The organism is Sphaerospermopsis sp. FACHB-1094 (genome assembly GCF_014696195.1).
GTDB classification, from domain to species: Bacteria; Cyanobacteriota; Cyanobacteriia; order Cyanobacteriales; family Nostocaceae; genus Sphaerospermopsis; species Sphaerospermopsis kisseleviana.
In genome coordinates this window covers 19760-39391 of the sequence record NZ_JACJPT010000045.1, presented here as the reverse complement: position 1 = coordinate 39391, position 19632 = coordinate 19760, and the positions used below count along the sequence as shown (strand labels likewise).

Sequence of the window (19632 nt, the reverse complement as noted above, 5' to 3'; positions counted from 1 at the left end):
TAGACATTTTTCTGATTTTCGATATTGTCCTGTATAATAACATGAAGTTTTAATCAAGATTGGATGAATTATTCTATACAATTTTGAATGTGGCTAAAGCCCATCAATCGCTTTAATGCGACTAAAGTCCCTATCGACTTATCCCCATGTCTAAAAGCCTGGGGCTTGCGTCTCGTTTCAGGGTCATGGAAAAAATTGGTCAAAAGATACTTGTCCATAGTTGATTATGGACAAGCACAAACCGGACAAAGACTGCTTTTACTTATTCAGACTCTCCTGAGAATTTGAGGTGATTTCCATTCTGCCATCATTTGCTGTTGCTCCCGATTAATGATGGATCAGTAGCACCATCTACGGTAGCGGCGGTTTTTGGTTCGGGGAAAACGAATCTTAACAAAGGAGGAGCTAAGAAGGTAGTAAGAATTACCATCATAATAATTGCTGCTCCTAGTGGTTTTGAGAGAGCGCCACTAGCTGCACCAACACCGGCAAATACCAAACCTACTTCACCTCTGGGAATCATACCCACACCGATGGCTAAACGGTTAATACCTGGTTGACCAAATACGGCCAAACCTGTGATCACTTTACCAATAATGGCGACTGTGATCAGGAAGATTGCCATAATTAAACCTTCTCTGTTGGTGGGAATAGCTGGGTTTAAAACTCCTAAGTCGGTTTTTGCGCCGACGGCGACGAAGAAAACTGGAACTAGCATATCCGCAATGGGAAGAACTTGATTTTGTAGTTCTTTGCGTTTATCGGTTTCTTCAAGAACTAAACCTGCTGCAAATGCTCCCAGAATTGCTTCTAAGTTGATGACATCAGCAATGTAGGCCATGATGAAGGCGAAAATGAACGCTGGGATAACTACTCCACCGCGTGTTTTGAGTAGATCGGCGATCGCTACAAAGGTTTTATTGAAAATGTTACCCAGGATGACTGCACCAATCAGAAAAGCTGTGGCGCTCACGATCAAATAAATGACGTTGCTTACATCTACTGCGCCATCTTTGGCCAAACTAGCAACTACGGCTAAAACGATGATTCCCAATACGTCATCTATTACCGCTGCACCGAGAATTATCTGGCCTTCTTTGGAATTTAACCTTCCTATTTCTGATAGCACTTTGGAGGTAATACCGATACTGGTAGCTGTCAAAGCTGCACCGGCAAAAATTGCGGGTACTGCACTGATACCAAAGATGATCATTAAACCTGCTGTACCTGCGGCAAAGGGTACTACTACGCCCACTACTGCGACTACAAAAGCTTGGATACCGACTTCCATTAAGTCTTTTAAATTAGATTCCAAGCCAATTTCAAACAGCAGGATAATTACACCCAGTTCGGCTAAAACTGAAATTACCTCTGACTGTGCTGCAAAAACCTGGGGAGTTGCTTCTGGAGTTAAACCAGCGGTGATTTGCAGGAATGTCATAATTAAGGAGTTGGAACTGTCTGTACCTCCTTCTGGAAATACCAACAGATGCAAAACCGATGTACCGACTAGCACGCCACCAACGAGTTCACCTAAAACGGGTGGTAAACCGATTTTGTTGGATAGTTCGCCTCCCAGTTTGCTGGCGAAATAAATTACTACTAAACTCAGTAGCACGGCTGCTACTACCATTGAACTGTCTACGGGTTCTGTGGCTGTGGCATTAGCCAATAGGGGAACTGTAAAGTTGATTGTGTTCAAAAACTGCATTGCTTCTGTGAATATCCTTCTTTAGTTATTTGTACCTTGTTATGGAAACTATTTCATAGGTCTTCATGTATTGGCAGTCCTAACACAAACGATAAGTTATTTAATATATTTACTCTGCTAATACAATATATAAATTCAGTAGAGGGTAAATTCTGTTGTATAGATTAGATAGGTCTATGTAGGGTGTGGCTGTAAACAATGATGATGTTACTTGCTAAAGGGTGCTAGGAATGAATGAGAAAGAACTGAAACTAGGTAAATACCTGACTTTAGAAGATTTTTGTACCTGTACTCAGACTTATCAAAAATATGCTCAATATATCAACCCTTTCCCTCAGAATATTCTAGAGACTATTCCGGCTTTACAAGATTTAAATAAGTTGATCATTGATCCTGTTATTGATAATTACGGCAGGGACAAGTTTATTTTAACTTATGGTTTTTGTTCTGCTGATTTAAAGAAGTTTTTGGAGAAAAAAGATCCATTGACGGGTGAAAAAAATGGTCGGGTTGCACCTAAGTTAGATCAGCATATCAGTTATGAAATTAACAAGAATGGTAAATATTATTGTGAAAGGTTGGGTGCTGCTTGTGATTTTATGATTGCAGATTTACCTAGTGAATGTTTGGTAGATTGGATTTTACAGCATAAGTTACCTTTTGATTCTTTGTATTTTTATGGTAGCACTAGACCGATTCATGTTAGTTATGGATTGCAGCATAAAAGGGATATTTGGACGTTTGGTGATGTGCGACAACCGACGAAGAAGGGGATTGAGCATTGGGTGAAGTGGGCGAAGGAGATATGATATTTCTGGGAATTAGGGGAATTGTTTGAGGCGATCGCCCGGTGAAAATTAAGTGAAAATTAAGTGAACATCAGGTGACAATTATTTTATTTTTGGTATAATTTTTTATTATGCTTGTGTTCCTATTATGATTGATTAGTTTGTAGTGAGGAATTTATTCCTCATTTGAGGACTAAAGTCCTCACTACGAAATATTATCAATCAGAAGTTGGGTATCTGATCATTAACTGTGGAGTTAAATCTAATGACACAAATTACAACCACAAATTTTGAATTAATTCAACCTTCAGCTAATCATCAAACTTTGACAGATGAGCAGTTTATGTTATTAAAGGAGGACGGAAATCTTTATGAATATGTGGATGGAGAGCTAGTTATTGTGGCAAATTCAGGTTTAGAACATGGTTATTTAGCTCTAACTCTCGGATATTTTTTAACTGGTTTTGTGCGCGAACATAAACTTGGTATAACTTGCGATTCTAGCACTGCTTTTAAAATGAAAACTGGTAACAAAAGATCCCCTGATCTGGCTTTTATTGATAAAGAAAGATTACAAGGTTTAAAGAGATTACCCAAGGGTTTTTTTGATGGCGCTCCTGATTTAGCTGTAGAAATTATATCTCCTAATAATACTTTTGAGGAAATTCATAATAAATTAGTAGAGTATTTTGAAAATGGAACTCGTTTAGCATGGGTGATATTACCAGATGAAGAATGTGTATTAGTTTATCGCAAACCTAAACCATCACAGCTTTTACAATTAGAAGATAGTCTTGATGGAGAAGATGTGATTCCTAATTTTCATCTTCCTTTGACAGAGTTATTTCAAGAATTGTCTTTTTAAATAGGGTTTGCTGAATAAACCTAAAACCTTGATATATCAAAGGTTAGAGGCTGATAAACACAGAAATTAGTGCAAGGGTTTTGAAGGGTATACCGGAAAAAGTGTGCATTTTTTGGGATTTCAAGAGATGGCAAAGAAATTTTCCAATCTCCTCCTGACTCCTGACTCCTGACTCCTGACTCCTGACTCCTATGCCCTCACGGAAAGACTTTCTCAGCAACCCCTAAATATGGATTCTCAACTATGGACACTATGGACAGACTCAGTGAACTTATAGCTAAGACCGAAAAATTACTAGATCAATTAAAATCCACTTTTGAAATATATGAAGGATTTCAATATCAGAGAGATGATAGAAACGTAGAATGGCAAAACTTCCGAGAAAAAATATCTCAGGATCAAATAGAAATATTAACAGCAATAGCTACACAAGAAAACCTGCAAGATACGATCAAAAAAATTGCCGAAAGAAATATTACCATGCCCAGCTTACTAATTGATGATATTAATAAAATAGCCTATGATACCCTGGGAGAAATAATTATTGAGACAAATAATGAAATACCAAAAATAGCTAATGACTATTTATTAATGGTGGAAACAATGATATCAAGCCTGTAGGGTGCGTTGGGTGGTGATAATTTTTCACAAAACAAGCTACAAACCCAATGTAACGCCTCAATTATATCATCAATTCGGTGCTTTACGCTGTCGCTAACTTACCCTACTGTTCTAATTTGGAAGTCACAATAAATCTTATTTTCCTAACAAATTAAATAATGTTTCTTTATCCATACCAACATCTTGAATCATTCCCATTAAAGTACCTTGTTTAATATCTTTACCCGAATGAATAGGAATCACAACTCTACGCCCATCATTATGCTTGTAAATCGCGTGACTTCCCTTTTGACGATCAAAATAAAAACCTATTTTTTCAATAACTTTAATAAATTATTTAGCTTTGACACTCGGAAAAATACTCATACTAAAACACTTAATGGCTTAACAATAATATCTTCTTTAGGGATAGATTGACCATCAGCTATTAAACTTTCAAGATATAATTCAATAGCTTCTTGAATATTAGCGATCGCCTCTTCAAAAGTATCTCCTTGAGAATGACAACCTTTCAAAAGAGGACAAAAAGCATGATATCCTCCCTCTTGTTCTCTTTCCAGAATAACGGTGTAATTATAAACTTGTTTGCTATGATTACTCATACTGTAATTTCCTCATTAATCACTTTTTCATTATAAACCATCTTTTCAAATATCCTCTAAAACTACAACTAATTCCTCTCACCATCTATCCCCGCAACATCACCATTTTCTACCACTTCCATCACCTTTTCTCTCTCTTTTTTCCGATTATTCATAGCATTTTTAAACAACTTCAACTTATAAGGATCAGCATCTTTACACCAATATAATTTATATCCCTTAATCACAGTAAAATGTTCCTTTAAACATTTCTGCCACCCTGAAAGATGACTAATACTTTGCCAATTTTCAAACAGTCCTCTTTCCTCTTCCTGAAGCGTTAATTTTACTAACTTATCATACAAAGGATAATCAGGAGTTAGTAAAGTTTCTAATTGATGCAATACCGGTGGATCATCATCAACATCATATTCTCTATAGGTAACTTGTAAATCCCGTAAATCAATTTTCATTGATCTATATAATGTCGGGTGAGGTTCATGATCAAAATCAGGATAACACAAATAGGAAATCTTTGGTGTTTGCAAATGGAATTTAATCACATTTGCTTCTTCTAACCTACCAATAGTCCGACTAGCGCAACCTTCATATAATCGTAATAAAGGATCAAGTGCTTGTAACGCAGAAATGTGAACCCAAAGAGAATTATTTAATTTTTTCCCAATTTTACTTTCTTGACAACGTTGAATAATTAACTCTGTATTTCCCACACTTTTTAACATTTGATCCGCATCTGAACACGCCTGTTTATAACTACTATATAATCCTAGAACATCTTCTTGAACTGCTGGCGGTAGTTTTGATAATCTGGGACGATGACTAAACTTTGTTAATGCTAAATAAACTAATAAATCTTGACGACGTTTATCTGCGATCGCTTCCCATTCTTCTGAGTCTGTCGCTTTAATAATCACTTGGAAAGCTCGTCTTAAACTACTAAAATGTTGACAAATTTCCTCTTCTTGGGCTAACTCTCCCTTACCAGGTATTCTACCCCGTTCAGTCATAAAATTCATCAAAGGTGTTAACAATTCTCGATGTTCTTCAAACTTTTGAATACAAGCTCTCACTTTAGGAGTAGTAGCGCGAGAACGATAACGAGAAGCGCGAAATAATTCGGTTTCCGCAGGATCTCTAAAAACAAAATAAACCCCCAAAGCTATAGGAATAGCATCAACTTCCAAAACTTGATCAATGTAAACTTTTAATTCTTCTTGTTCATAATATTTTTGAAATGTGTTACGCTTAGTAATCACACCATCACCATAAGCCATTATACCTTTCTGAGAGTCTGATATTAACACCTGAGCAGATACCAACAGAACTCTTTGCGTCAGTTCCCAAGCTTTTATTAATGCTTCCCTACGTTCACCTTGATCTTCAATCACATTAATCACAAAACCAATATTCACAATATCCGCAGGTATGCGGGGAGCGTCTGGTAAATAATAAGGGTCCCAACCATTACTGACATAACCTTGATCTGCGATGCGCTGCATATCTCCACCATGTCCACAACCATAATCAAAAAAGGTGGTTTCTGAACCAAACAAACCTGCATCTAAAGCTAAACGCAAAGGTCGAGAAAAATCATGACGGATAATAGCAGCTTTATGTCTTTCAATTTTTGGTATTGTTGGGATTGAATCTGCTGAATTATTATTTGTGTTGTTATTTTTTGTTATAACTAAAGTATGTCCCTGTATTTCTACTCCGTATCTTTTTAACTTTTCTTCCCAACCCAACCGAGTACCAATACCCCTAGTATTGTAGAGTAAACCTAACGCTACTTGAGCGCGAGTTAAACTGGCAAACTCTTCATACAAAGGATAATCAGGAGTAACAAAAGTCTCCTTACGGTGAAGAATAGGCGGATTATCTGTATCTGTATAATCTCTGAAATTAAAAGTCAGAGTTTCTACATCAACTTGAATACTAGAATGTAAAGCTGGATGAGGATCGGTATCAAAATCAGGATAAAATAAGTAAGAAACCTTGGGTTTATTCGTGCTAAATTTAACAATTGTTGCCAGTTCCGCTTGGGGTGCGACACTGCGAGCTAGACTTTCATATTGCTGAAGTTGGACATCCAGTGTATGCAGCGCAGAAAGATGAATGTAAAAAGCATCTGGGAGAAGTTTGCCATATTGACTGTTATAGCAGCAAGCAGCGATGGTGCTAAATTCTATCTGCTTGGACGTTTGGCAAATTTCTTTAAAGGTGTTCAAGTTGTTCTCAGGCTTAACCATTGCACTCATTAGCAGAAAACTGCCAGTCATTCGATTTTAGATTTTAGATTTTAGATTGATTAGCCGGAATTTTAAGTAGGCTTTTGACAATCCAGAAATTATGGAAATTGGAAATTATTGGTCAAAAATAATTATTAACCCAGTTTTGATAGTAATTCTCCCATAATAAATTATGATTTTGTCTTTTTTGTCAATAATAAGATTTATTATTAACCAAGTGAGTCTGAACTGAGATTAATGTCACAATAAATAGGGTTTGCTGAATAAACCTAAAACCTTGATATATCAAAGGTTACAGGCTGATAAACACAGAAATTAGTGCAAGGGTTTTGAAGGGTATACCGGAAAAAGTGTGCATTTTTTGGGATTTCAAGAGATGGCAAAGAAATTTTCAAATCTCCTCCTGACTCCTGACTCCTGACTCCTGACTCCTATGCCCTCACGGAAAGACTTTCTCAGCAACCCCTAAATATAGGACTCCTATTGGAATTTTGAACAGATTCCGTACATCTGAAGAGTGGCAAAATCAAAGGTAGTGTGTCAAATAAACCACTCAAACATCCACTTTAAATGCGAGAATGTTGGTATCAATGCACAGAAACGCCGAACCCATGTTTTGGCTTATAATCCCAGAAGACACATTTTGGGTGTTGAAAATATTAGTAAAAACCTGCATCTTATTCTGGTAAAAAATCAGATTTGAGAACCAAGTCAGTATTAAAAGGACATTCCCCAGGAAACACAGATATAGATAAACCTGTTTCTGAAGCAGCTAAGTCTCTCGCTTTTTGATAACATTCATTGAATATTTCTAAATAGTAATTCCTTAAACTAGGACTATCTGCAAAATCATCCTCTAATCTGTTACGATGTTCTTTAATTGTTGTACGCCAGCTATTTGTCCTTTTTTCTGGTTGATATTGCCATTTGAGTAAGTGCATTAATAAAATTCTCAGGTTACTTTTAACTGATTTTTTATCATTATTCCCCATGCTTTCTATTTCAGCAATTAAATTTTCGATATCTAACTTATCAAATCTTTTTTGTTGTAATATTTTGATAGTTGATTCTACCCAAAGATGAAAATCTTGGTTGTAGAGAGATTCTGATAAATTTGGTAATGTGGTTTTCATAATCTTTCTCTCATATTTTTAACTCCAATATCCCCGACTCCTTTGATAACTTTATCGTGAATTAGAGGATTGATCTGAGAAGTCGGGGATCTAATCAAAAACAACACCGCGATAAATCTCTGCTATCGGTAATTCAACCCCAATTGAATCTAAAGAAATAGATTTTTCTAAATTATTAAAATCACTGAATAACCAACCTTGAGACAGTTTACTGTATTTTTCTATAAAAACTTCGTCTTGTTCAACTAATAAATATTCACAAAAACTGCTAATTGAACGATACATTCTAAACTTACTTTGTCGGTCATAATCTGCCGTCGAAGGGGATAATACTTCTATAATTAAAGTAGGATTTAAAACTTCATCATTGCGATTTTCATTTAATTGTGGTTCACCATCAAAAACCATCACATCTGGATATAATCCGCGTTTATATTCAGGAATCCATAACCGTAAATCACTATTAATTGGCTCAAACTGACTATCACGGAGCAGAAATTTTAGAAATGCAAAAATATTACCACCGATACGGCTGTGGTTGAGTGATCCTCCTGGCATGGGTACAATTTCTCCATCATGATACTCATTGCGTGTTTCAGCTTTTTCTTCAATGGCGCGATATTCATCTAAACTATAACGACGCTCAACAGTGGTAATCATTATACTGTCACCGATTATATTGAAGTCATTATGATTATAGCAGAATTACGGCTAATTGTCAGAATCAGGATGTCCAGGATTTAAGGATTTTCAGGATGTGATTGGATGATGTTTTCACAGTTGTGAAAGATGTATAATCAGGTAAAAGGTAAAGAGTTAATAATTACCCATTACCAATTACCCATTACCAACTTAAAAAGCATTCATCAGATAAACCAAAGTAAAAAGAATAATCCAAATTATATCAACAAAGTGCCAGTAAATTTCCGCCATTTCAATGCCAGTATGTTGCATTGAATTATAATGATTGGGACCGAAAGACCGCACAAAAACACCTAAAATTAATAACAGTCCCACAAATACATGAAGTCCGTGAAAACCTGTCATTAAATAAAAGCAGTTAGCGAAAACATTGGTAGTTAAACCATAACCTAAGTTCATGTATTCATAAACTTGCCCTACTAGAAATACTGCACCCATTAAAAAAGTAATGAAGTACCAAAACCGCATCCAACCAACGCTATTTTTTTTGATTGCTTTATCACCGAAATGAATGATAAAACTACTAGAAACGAGGATGATGGTGTTAACGGTGGGTACTAATAATTCTACTTCTGTTCCTTCTGGTGGCCAGACTGCGGTAGTACCTTTAAAAAATAAGTAGGTGGCAAAAAATCCACCAAACATTAATGATTCAGAAATTAAAAAAGTTAATAGTCCCCAAACTCTTAAATCTGGGTGTTGTTCGTGTTCACTGGTGTGATTTTCGCTGGTTGTAATTGCTGTCATGCTATTTTCCTAATAAATTCTGATTTGTCTCACGCAAAGACGCAAAGGCGCAAAGAATTAGTTTTAAAATACTCTGCTTACCTTCGCGTACCTCTAAGTTTTAAGCTACAGTCTCTGTTACTGATGATTTATCATGGTTATGGCCATAGTCATAAGGACCATGAGTGACTACGGGTAAAACTTCCCAGTTTTCAATTATTGGTGGGGAACTGGTGGTCCATTCTAAGCTCAATGCTTCCCAGGGGTTATCTCCTGCAAATTCTCCTTTTAGCCAGCTATTAATGATGTTGTAAGCGAAGGGAATGACGGAAATACCCAAAATGAATGCGCCGATGGTGCAAAGTTGGTTTAAGCTGGTAAATTGGGGGTCATACATGGCAACTCGGCGTGGCATTCCTTGTAATCCGAGTTCGTGCATGGGTAAAAATGTTAAGTTTGTGCCAATAAATGTGAGAGCAAAGTGAACTCTTCCCCAGGTTTCGTTGATCATTCTGCCGGTGATTTTGGGAAACCAATGATAGATTCCGGCGTAAATTCCAAAGACTGAACCACCAAATAAAACGTAGTGGAAATGTCCCACTACATAATAGGTATCGTGAACGTGAACGTCAAAGGGTGCTGTTCCCATTGTTACGCCGCTTAAACCACCCATGACGAACATTGATAATAAACCAATGGCGAATAACATGGCGCTGGTAAAACGAATTTTTCCACCCCATAAAGTTGCCACCCAACCGAATATTTTGACTCCTGTGGGAACGGCTACTATTAATGTGGAAATGGTGAAGAACATTCGCATCCATCCGGGTGTTCCACTGGTGAACATATGGTGTACCCAAACGAATAAACCAACGACGCAAATAGCAACGCTGGAATAGGCGATCGCTTTATATCCAAATATCGGTTTTCGTGCATGAACGGGAATTACTTCTGACATGATCCCAAAAATTGGCAGGATCATTAAATAAACTGCGGGGTGGGAATAAAACCAGAATAAATGTTGGTAAATAATGACGTTACCACCTGCATCTGGTTTGAAGAATGATGTGCCAAAGTTAATATCAAAGAGCAGTAAAATTAATCCTGCTGCTAAGACTGGTGTAGATAAAAGTGCCAGGATGGATGTTGCTAAAATTGCCCAACAAAATAAAGGAATTTGATCCCATTTCATGCTGGGAACTTTCATCATTAAAATGGTGATGACGAAGTTTATTGATCCTAAAATTGAGGATGTTCCTACTAAGACTATCGCTAATATCCACATTGTTTGCGCGGTGTTAGCGGTGATTAAACTTAGTGGTGGGTAAGCTGTCCATCCAGATTGAGAACCACCGAAAAAGAAGCTACCTAATAATAGTAATCCTGCGGGGGGGTTTAACCAAAAAGCAATGGCATTTAATTTAGGAAATGCCATATCTCTAGCACCTACCATTAAGGGTACTAAATAATTACCAAAACCACCGATCGCGCTAGGAACAATCCAGAGAAAGATCATGATTGTTCCGTGATTTGTCATGAAGGCATTATACAGATTTGGATCAAGTAAGTCGGAGTCTGGTGTGGCTAACTCGGTGCGGATAGCCACGGCCATCAAACCACCAATTAAATAAAATATAAATGCTGTCACCAAATATTGAATACCAATCACTTTGTGATCAATATTAAAGGTGAAATAATCATACCATTTCCAAGCTTGGAGATGTTGAGTATGGGCAACCAGTAAAGTCTTTTGTTGACTATTATCTGGTGGTATGTTGGGTGAAAATTCTGTTTGGGTCATGCGATTTTGGATTTTAGATTTTAGATTTTGGTTTTTCAGTAGTCAGGAGTCAGGAGTCAGGAGTCAGGAGTCAGGAGTCGTAGGGGCGAAGCATTCGGATGACAAATTATCAATTTTATGAAAAGGCTATTTTCCTGTAAGGGCGAAGCATTCGGGCTATAAATTATCAATTTTGATCACAGGTTATTTTCCGAATGCTTCGCCCCTACTTCGCCCGTACAGGAGTCAGGAGTCAGGAGTCAGGATAATTAAGAATAAATCATCAGATCATTTCTTTCCTATTACCTATTACCTATTACCTATTACCTATTACCTATTCCCTTCTTCTACTAATGACTGCATATTCTCTGCATTTATTCCCATTTCCTGAACATAAGGTTCAAGAAATTCAGAAGGTGATAAATTATCAGGATTGACTGCTATAATTTGCTGTGGTTCTTGTTTTTGTGCCAACTGATTTTCGGTTAACCAGTTATTAAAATCTTCCGGACTGTGAACTACAACTTGTGTCCGCATTGAACCATGATAACCACCACATAATTCTGCACAAACTACGGGATAAACACCTGGTTTTGTAGCTACAAATCTTAGTTCTGTGGGTACACCAGGAATTGCATCTTGTTTTAACCGAAATTGGGGAACCCAGAAGGAATGAATAACATCATCTGCGGATAAATTTAACTGCACATCTGCACCGACGGGAACATGAAGTTCTCCAGCAACTATGCCGGTTTCGGGATAGTTAAATAACCACGCAAATTGTATTCCTTTAACATCAACTACCAAGTCTGCTGGGTTATTTTTAGTTTGGGGACTTGCACCGATGCCAATATTAGGAGCAGCTAAAGATTGAGATTGAGAATTATCATTCATACTAGCTGCCATTGCCGTACCAGAAACATGAGCAACATGATGAGGATGAGTACCCGGTTCTAAACCTCCCATTTGGTTATAAACATCTACGCTGTAGATACCTAAACCAATGACAATGACACTGGGAATAGCTGTCCAAAATATTTCTAATGCCAAGTTGCCTTCTATCGGTACACCATCACTATTGTCTCCAGTACGACGACGATAGACAAATAGGAAAATTAAGATTGTGCCTTCCACTATTAAAAATAGTGCGATCGCAATGGTAAACATGACATTAAAAAAGCCGTCCACCAAAGGCGCTTGTTGTGATGCTTGTTCTGGTAATAAATGATGATGTTGACCTATCCAAATACTAATAGGGGCAATGAACATCCCCGCTAATAGTGTCCACAATGACACAGGAACTTTTTGCATACTACCTGCTCTTTATCAATTAACAATTATCAGTGGAAGTTGGGTGTCGGGTATGGGTCCTAGAAGAAGAAAAATTCATTCTTGAACATGAGATACCATTCTCTTCTTACTGTCACCTGTCACCTGTCACCTGTCACCTTTTTTCCTGACTCCTGACTCCTCAATTTTTACTTATTACCGTTCTAACTTGTAAGTCATCAAAATTGGGTAAACTTCCAGATTTTTTTCACATCTTTCTCACAAATATTACAAAAATATTACAAATTATATTTTGTCTCCTGTTTACCTTGACTCAAAAACCCAATTTATATACAATTAGCCTTTTTTATGATTAATTATGGCAACAGAATTAATCAGTCATGGGATTTTAGATTTTGGTGAACTTCTCATTAAAATCACCATAATTTTATCATTAAGGTAATGAACCCTAACAAGTTTAAATCTATGTTTTTGTTAATCCTAAAATTTTTAATATTTTTTTAACTAATTAGGTAAAGTTAGGTAAGGATTGAGTATTCCCCTCTAAATGAACTTTCATCAATCAGTGATGCTGATGTCAGGAGTTAAACAATTTCTTTTCTCCTTGTAACTTACTGACTGTAGTTGATGCCCATAGGTATTACTGGTCTAATGTTGTATGGGAATAACAATTTTTGGGACAAATACGAGAACAAGCTTCACAACCAATACAGTTTTCTGGGTGAGCAACTACCATCACCTTGCGTTCAATTTCTTCATCATCTTCATCTTCTACAAATTCACCTTCTTCATTCAATGCCATCAACCCTAAAACTGTGTAACCACATACTTTAATACATCTGCCACAACCAATACATTTATCCTTGTCAATTTCTGTAACAAATTTAGGTGTCCAAGACTTACCGCCAAATGTCAATCCTGTTAATGTTGCCATGAATCTAACCTCAGCAATTTCGCTTACAATTTTCTTGGTGATTTACTCTTAATAGTAGCCTAATATTTTGGCATTTTGCTGATAAAAGTTAACTTTTTTATCAAGTTTTGCTGACTTGAAAAATCATGTCAATTTATCTCGAATAATTTTCTAGGCTAGATGCAATTTTTTATTAAAAAAGTCTCTACTCGATCCTTAGTATTCAAAGAGAAAATCCAGTTATTTTTCAGATAAAGATAATTTATATCCTGATATTTTTATTGATAGGTTTTCGCAAAAATCAACAAGTAGAAAATAGTCCATAAGGTTAAAGTAATAATTTTGACAGTATTTGCAGATACTAAATAATCAACAATCAGAAGTAAACAGTTAGTGAACAGTAATTTAAACATTAACTAATTAAAAACAATTTCCAATTTTTATGATGTTATTTAAAAACAGTTTTTGTCAAGATTTCCTGTGAAAGCAGAACACAAATATTAAAAAAATTCTCCAAGCTCATTATGAACAAACTTAGCGAAATCTTTATGAAATGTATAGTTAATGAAGAAGCAATGAAGCCTTACTTTCAAAGTCCCAAAGAGGTGACAGGTAAAAATCAACAGTGAACAGTCAATACTCAAAGACAATAACTGTTAACTGAATAACTGATCTTGTCATGGAGATAATTTGGTAGCAAGTTATGAATCAAGACGAGACATCGAGGGTAGACTTGAGCCAAACATCTCAGCAATTAGACTAGGAAGCAGCCTTATGCCTTATACAATTCCTAACAAAAATTGCGATGGATGTGATAACTGCCGCCCCCAATGTCCTACGGGTGCAATCAAAATCGAAAATAACGAATATTGGATTGATCCTTGTCTTTGTAACAATTGTGAGGGTTATTATCCAGAACCGCAATGTGTAATTGCTTGTCCTACAAATTCCCCCATACCCTGGCAAGCAAAAAAAGGCAGATGCAAAGTTGAAACGCGAGAACCTACCAGTCCTAATTTGTTTTCTAATGGCAAGAATCATCCCTTTGCTTCGGCAATAGTTATTTGGGAAGCTTGCAACTTATTAGCACAACGTAAATCATTACAATGGGAAACAGATGCAGCAGGTAATTTACACTATAGCCGACAAGTTAATCAAGGTCGGGGTGCAATTTCTTTTCAGCTTCAGGACTCATTTCAAGTTAGTAACCGGGCTAAAAATTTACCAACAATTGAAAATCTTGATCTTCGAGCTGCTTGTATTCATCTGATTTTTGCTGCCTATGCTACAACTTTAGATCAACCCTGGGAACAAGAGTTTTCAATTGATGAGCGACAATTTGAAGCATACTTGGGATTAGAAAAACGTAAAGACCTCAACAAAACCGCCAAGTTATGTTTAATTAAAAACATCGTTCAACAAGCTTGCTCTCTGGTTGTTTCTATTGACTGGCAAGCAAGAGGTAAAGTTCCCGGTTTTTCTGTTAAAGAAAGTCCTTTGTGGCATTTAACAGATATTCATCATCATTTTCAGGAAGATGCACAGGGATGTAAATATTTAGTTGGGTTGACATTTAAAGTTAAAGCCGGTCTTTGGGCGCAGCATTTTTTAAATAAACAAGGCTGTAAAGAACGGACTGGTTTCTATCAATATGGTAGTCTGCCGAAAACGCTGTTAACTACTGTTATGAGTCTGTGGCAGCAACATGAAGGCGCAGTCAGATTGATGTTATGGTTACTTTTTAAAACCAAGATGGGTAGAGAACAACGGATTACTGTTCCTACTTTACTGCGTGTTGCTTATGGTGAGGAAAAAATTAACTTAGCTTCTAGATTACGAGATGAACGGAAGCGGTTATTACGAACTTTTGAAAATGATTTGGAAGTTCTCAATCATTCTGGAGTTAAGCCAATTTTTGATCCTGTTACCTACCCCATAGAAATCCAACCGTTATGGGCAAAATTAGTTGATATTCCTGAAGATCCCGATGAGGCTTTAGAGTTTTGGATCAATGACGGTGGTGGTGATCATCGACTTACAGATAGCGGTCCCCGTGGTAAGTGGAATATGTTGATGAATGCCCGGATTTTATCTTTTGAATTACCACCAGAATGGGAAAATATCAGTGCAGATGCTGAGAAAAAAAAGCGGCGTAATGTGAGAAGTAAAAAAACCGTCAAAACTACGGATAATTTATTAGCTGAACAAGTATCTCAAGCCCGCAAAAGTATCAATATCTCCCAAAGAGAATTAGCAAAGTTAACAGGTAAAAGTCAAAGTTGGATTCGTGATGTGGAAAATGGTCGTCTGAAACCTAAACCTGAAGATCAAGCTTTATTAAGGAGGGTGCTGAATATTCTTTAACAGGACTTGTGCAAAACAGAACGAAAGTAGGGGTAATTTAAAGTAGGGGTAATTCATGAATTACCCCTACGTAAGAATTAGGTTTTTAGTTCAATCTTGCATAAGTCCTATTTAAGTAACTAATACCCAGATCCTCGACTTCTTAGAGAAGTCGGGGATCTATCGGTAGGTAAACAGCGATCGCTATTGAGTGTTTTCTAATAATTAAATCTTATCTAAATCTAGAAAGGGTTTGCTGAATAAACCTAAAACCTTGATATATCAAAGGTTAGAGGCTGATAAACACAGAAATTAGTGCAAGGGTTTTGAAGGGTATACCGGAAAAAGTGTGCATTTTTTGGGATTTCAAGAGATGGCAAAGAAATTTTCAAATCTCCTCCTGACTCCTGACTCCTGACTCCTGACTCCTATGCCCTCACGGAAAGACTTTCTCAGCAACCCCTAGAAACAGTTTTAAAATATATAAGTTTCCAAATTCTCCCTTTATATTTTCTTAAGATTTAATTGAGAATTATTTTTATTTATTAACGAGCTTGCAATACTTTCAGCCATCTGCTATGATTTAAGAGAATTTGTAAATTGTCTTATTGTGCCTATTTTTAAGATGTATCTTTTAGCACAAGTTCACAAGCCTTGACTGATAAACGCTTCAGGGATAGCCAAAAAAGAAATAACCCAAAAAATCAAAAATTTATCAAAAAATCCTGACACGAGATTTACCAAAATTCCCTGCTGTTGTTTGCGGGTGAGAAATAGGGGCATTGACAAATAAAACAATTTATGGTAATGATATTAAACCTTGAATGAATCAATTATCAATTGTCAATTTTCAATTGATCAGCGCCCAAACCACCACAGCCTGAGCGCCTAAATAGGTTGCAGATAAATTGATAATAGTTAATCTGCTAGTTGTTCAAATTAAGCACGCGCCATTTGCATTGATCGGCAAGTTTCCGCACATCTATGACAAGCTGCGGCGCAATCTCTCATTTTGCTGTCATCGCTAATGGTTTCACAGGCAGCAGCACAGCGATCGCACATTTCCGCACACAGCATACAAGTGCGTTCCATAAATTCAGAACCACTCATCATCATATTTGTACACATCATGCACATTTCAGAGCAGTCACGCATTATGCTCATCATGCCCATATCCATGTACCTACCACCTTTGCTCATGCAGTAAGTCATGGTTTCCAAGCATATTTTATGACATTCCATGCAAGCATTCATGCAAGTTTGCATTTCCGTAGTCATGGATTCAGTCATCATCATCATCATAGCAAATACTCCTGATTTTTTGATGCGTATTTATAGTCATGAATTAGACTAATAACCACATTAACTACCGATGTTTCCAGGGTAAATAATAGGGGAAGCCCTGAATTGATCAGCCGATAATTCCGACAATGAATACTAACAACAAAATCAGAATCTTTCTTGCTACTTTGGCAGTAATTTCTATTGGAAAAGAAAACCGTTGAATATTCAAATCCCCGACTTCTTGAAGAAGACAGGGATCTATGGGCATTTGATTAAGCGTTATGTACTACTATTGGGGTAGAGTGCGACTGGCATAAGCATCCATCGCATAGGCAGGAGTGCGATCGCTGTAATCAATTTCCATCCCAGTAATAGACTTAGCCAACTGTGCAAAAGACTCAGAACGCCAGTTCCGTTCATGGATAGGCTTGCTTTGTTCACCCATGAAGTAAGCCAGAGAACCAATCACAGAAGCAGCAACCCAACCTACAACTAATAATGCAATTAAGATAGTCATCTTTAACCTCGTGTTTTTATTGTGTCTTAACTTTTGTGTCTTAACTTTTATTGCTTTATGTAAATAAATGTAACAGATTGTTTTCAAAATTGTCAAATGTTCCCCAGTTGTGCTAACCGATGTTTGTGGTAGAGTATTCCACACTCTCAGACTAAATAAATTACTGTACTACTATATAGTAGTTTGGTGTATAAATAAGATCAATTGCTGGTTAGAGAGGAACATTACCCATTAAACCTCTCTGAAAATCAATGTAGGGACAATTCATGAATTGTCCCTACGAATGGGTTTCCGGTTATGCACATTTCATTACCAGAGATGTCTATTACCAGCCTCAACAAAATCACCAGTAGCTGAGTAATTGTCTCTGCGTTCATGGGGAGAGTAAGTCCTAAGTTGACAATTTCATAGACAAAACTATACTTAGGGGTTGCTGAGAAAGTCTTTCCGTGAGGGCATAGGAGTCAGGAGTCAGGAGTCAGGAGTCAGGAGGAGATTTGAAAATTTCTTTGCCATCTCTTGAAATCCCAAAAAATGCACACTTTTTCCGGTATACCCTTCAAAACCCTTGCACTTTTTTCTGTTTATCAGCCTCTAACCTTTGATATATCAAGGTTTTAGGTTTATTCAGCAAGCCCTACTTATATTGACAAAAATCAATATATTTTTAGGAAAAAATCAACTACTTGATATATAATACGGTGATATCAAGTATTGAATTGAGACTATTGCCGACGCGAAAACCAAGCAATGATGGTGGTAGTCTTTTTCAGAAACTTAATTGGAACACGATCGCGTCTGGCTAAGGCGTGAAAGTCTACTGAGGGATAACTGCTCCCATGCTCCCGTTGAAGTAGAAAGTAAAGTCTAGTTTTGTCTAGGTTTTATATAGCAGTAATAAAGATGTAATTGCGATCGCAATTCAACTAGGGGCAACAGTCTATGATAGTGATTGGTGATTGGGTTATTTACCTCCCTATCTCCCTCCTGTTCCCCCCTCAAACAGATATGTTCCCTATTCCAACGGACAAAATAAATGATATCAAGTCCAGTTAATTACTGATAATCAACTTTCTCCTCTTCACTCTTGCCTCTTGCCTTTTGACTACCCTCACAGATAATATAACTATTCCAACGGATCTGATATGAGAATGTTCTTTTCTGATGAAGAAATAGCACAATTAATTGCAGAAGATGTCCCATTTCTCGATTTAACTACCTATGGATTAAATATAGGTAAAGAATTAGGAGAAATTGAATTTTCTACCCGTCACACCATGACTATTTGTGCAACAGAAGAAGCAGCAAGAGTATTTGAAAAATGCGGTGCAAAAGTTGAATATTTACTAGAAAGTGGAACTTGTTTAACATCACAGCAATTAATTCTCAAAGCTAGTGGTTGTGCGGAAGCTTTACATATTGGTTGGAGAGTAGCGTTAAATTTAATGGAATACGCTTCTGGTATTGCTACCCGTGCAAAAGAATTGGTTGATGCTGCTAAAAATGTAAATTCTGATGTGGCAGTTGTCACCACTCGCAAATGCTTTCCTGGTACGAGAATTATTTCCATGAAAGCAATTTTAGCTGGTGGTGCTACTCCCCATCGTTTAGGACTTTCAGAAACAGTTTTGATTTTTAAACAACACCTACTATTTATAGATAGTATTGCAGAAATAAGTGAACGTATCAACCAAATGAGAAAACGATTTCCAGAACAAAAAATTGCTATTGAAGTGGAAACAGAAACCGATGCTTGGATGGTGGCTGAAGCAGGAGTTGATTTAATTCAATTTGATAAAATTCCTACTGTAGAACTTAGTGGTTTAGTTACAGAATTAAAGCAGAAATATCCAGGTTTAAAATTAGCAGCAGCAGGTGGAATTAATTTAGAAAATGTCAGGAATTATGCCAGCACAGGGGTAGATATTTTGGTGACGAGTTACCCGTATTTTGGTAAACCTGCTGATATTGGTGCGAAGATGAAACGGAGGTAATCCTAATGCTAATACTTCTGCTTCTCCTTGTCCCAAATCTATAACAACCAGGATTATGGGATTAACAAATGACTATTAACTTCATATTTTGTCTGAATCAGGACTCCCATCGGG

18 protein-coding genes are annotated in these 19632 nt (G+C 36.8%); 5 read left to right on the top strand and 13 right to left on the bottom strand.

Annotated features, from left to right (window positions below; genetic code table 11):
* Positions 1 to 307: 307 nt before the first annotated feature.
* On the bottom strand, positions 308 to 1711 hold the full coding sequence (locus H6F47_RS15090) for a cation:proton antiporter (protein WP_096565814.1): 1404 nt from the start codon (positions 1709 to 1711) through the stop codon (positions 308 to 310).
* 230 nt (positions 1712 to 1941) lie between these two features.
* On the opposite strand from H6F47_RS15090, the gene H6F47_RS15085 reads away from it, so the two are divergent.
* The 3 genes from H6F47_RS15085 to H6F47_RS15075 all read left to right on the top strand — a co-directional run bounded on the left by H6F47_RS15085 (position 1942) and on the right by H6F47_RS15075 (position 3985).
* Entirely contained in the window at positions 1942 to 2520 is a 579-nt protein-coding gene (locus tag H6F47_RS15085; protein WP_190649815.1) for a hypothetical protein, read from the top strand.
* A gap of 244 nt (positions 2521 to 2764) precedes the next feature.
* Positions 2765 to 3364, top strand: coding sequence for a Uma2 family endonuclease (locus H6F47_RS15080; RefSeq protein ID WP_187039820.1), 600 nt, complete (start codon positions 2765 to 2767; stop codon positions 3362 to 3364).
* 243 nt (positions 3365 to 3607) lie between these two features.
* Positions 3608 to 3985 (top strand): tellurite resistance TerB C-terminal domain-containing protein, encoded by a 378-nt coding sequence (locus H6F47_RS15075; RefSeq protein ID WP_096565810.1) that lies wholly within the window; start codon positions 3608 to 3610, stop codon positions 3983 to 3985.
* A gap of 135 nt (positions 3986 to 4120) precedes the next feature.
* Here H6F47_RS15075 and H6F47_RS27955 read toward each other — a convergent pair whose 3' ends face one another.
* The 9 genes from H6F47_RS27955 to fdxB form a co-directional block, all read right to left on the bottom strand.
* On the bottom strand, positions 4121 to 4306 hold the full coding sequence (locus H6F47_RS27955) for a type II toxin-antitoxin system HicA family toxin (RefSeq protein ID WP_347239087.1): 186 nt from the start codon (positions 4304 to 4306) through the stop codon (positions 4121 to 4123).
* Between the two features lie 41 nt (positions 4307 to 4347).
* Positions 4348 to 4587 (bottom strand): type II toxin-antitoxin system HicB family antitoxin, encoded by a 240-nt coding sequence (locus H6F47_RS15065; protein ID WP_096565808.1) that lies wholly within the window; start codon positions 4585 to 4587, stop codon positions 4348 to 4350.
* Between the two features lie 68 nt (positions 4588 to 4655).
* The gene (locus H6F47_RS15060) at positions 4656 to 6866 is read right to left on the bottom strand and encodes a DNA phosphorothioation-associated putative methyltransferase (RefSeq protein WP_242027403.1); all 2211 of its coding nucleotides are present in this window, start codon (positions 6864 to 6866) and stop codon (positions 4656 to 4658) included.
* Between the two features lie 647 nt (positions 6867 to 7513).
* Entirely contained in the window at positions 7514 to 7969 is a 456-nt protein-coding gene (locus H6F47_RS15055; protein ID WP_096565806.1) for a DUF29 domain-containing protein, read from the bottom strand.
* A gap of 90 nt (positions 7970 to 8059) precedes the next feature.
* The gene (locus tag H6F47_RS15050; protein ID WP_190649813.1) at positions 8060 to 8629 is read right to left on the bottom strand and encodes a Uma2 family endonuclease; all 570 of its coding nucleotides are present in this window, start codon (positions 8627 to 8629) and stop codon (positions 8060 to 8062) included.
* 192 nt (positions 8630 to 8821) lie between these two features.
* Entirely contained in the window at positions 8822 to 9418 is a 597-nt protein-coding gene (locus H6F47_RS15045) for a heme-copper oxidase subunit III (protein ID WP_137667010.1), read from the bottom strand.
* 100 nt (positions 9419 to 9518) lie between these two features.
* Positions 9519 to 11198, bottom strand: coding sequence for a cytochrome c oxidase subunit I (ctaD, locus tag H6F47_RS15040; protein ID WP_190348147.1), 1680 nt, complete (start codon positions 11196 to 11198; stop codon positions 9519 to 9521).
* A gap of 309 nt (positions 11199 to 11507) precedes the next feature.
* Entirely contained in the window at positions 11508 to 12488 is a 981-nt protein-coding gene (locus tag H6F47_RS15035) for a cytochrome c oxidase subunit II (RefSeq protein ID WP_190348146.1), read from the bottom strand.
* Between the two features lie 619 nt (positions 12489 to 13107).
* On the bottom strand, positions 13108 to 13401 hold the full coding sequence (gene fdxB, locus H6F47_RS15030; RefSeq protein ID WP_096565798.1) for a ferredoxin III, nif-specific: 294 nt from the start codon (positions 13399 to 13401) through the stop codon (positions 13108 to 13110).
* 753 nt (positions 13402 to 14154) lie between these two features.
* On the opposite strand from fdxB, the gene H6F47_RS15025 reads away from it, so the two are divergent.
* A complete protein-coding gene (locus H6F47_RS15025) occupies positions 14155 to 15744 on the top strand; it encodes a helix-turn-helix domain-containing protein (RefSeq protein ID WP_190649811.1) in 1590 nt (529 codons plus the stop codon).
* Positions 15745 to 16662: 918 nt separating this feature from the next.
* Here H6F47_RS15025 and H6F47_RS15020 read toward each other — a convergent pair.
* From H6F47_RS15020 to H6F47_RS15010, 3 genes are all read right to left on the bottom strand, one after another.
* The gene (locus tag H6F47_RS15020) at positions 16663 to 17025 is read right to left on the bottom strand and encodes a four-helix bundle copper-binding protein (RefSeq protein WP_190649809.1); all 363 of its coding nucleotides are present in this window, start codon (positions 17023 to 17025) and stop codon (positions 16663 to 16665) included.
* A 109-nt stretch (positions 17026 to 17134) separates the two neighbouring features.
* Positions 17135 to 17275: a hypothetical protein gene (locus H6F47_RS15015; RefSeq protein ID WP_190649807.1), complete on the bottom strand. Its 141-nt coding sequence runs from the start codon at positions 17273 to 17275 to the stop codon at positions 17135 to 17137.
* Between the two features lie 21 nt (positions 17276 to 17296).
* On the bottom strand, positions 17297 to 17524 hold the full coding sequence (locus tag H6F47_RS15010) for a hypothetical protein (RefSeq protein WP_096565792.1): 228 nt from the start codon (positions 17522 to 17524) through the stop codon (positions 17297 to 17299).
* A gap of 1151 nt (positions 17525 to 18675) precedes the next feature.
* Between H6F47_RS15010 and modD the strand changes: the two genes are divergently transcribed.
* The gene (gene modD, locus H6F47_RS15005) at positions 18676 to 19518 is read left to right on the top strand and encodes a ModD protein (RefSeq protein ID WP_137667007.1); all 843 of its coding nucleotides are present in this window, start codon (positions 18676 to 18678) and stop codon (positions 19516 to 19518) included.
* Positions 19519 to 19632: the final 114 nt, after the last annotated feature.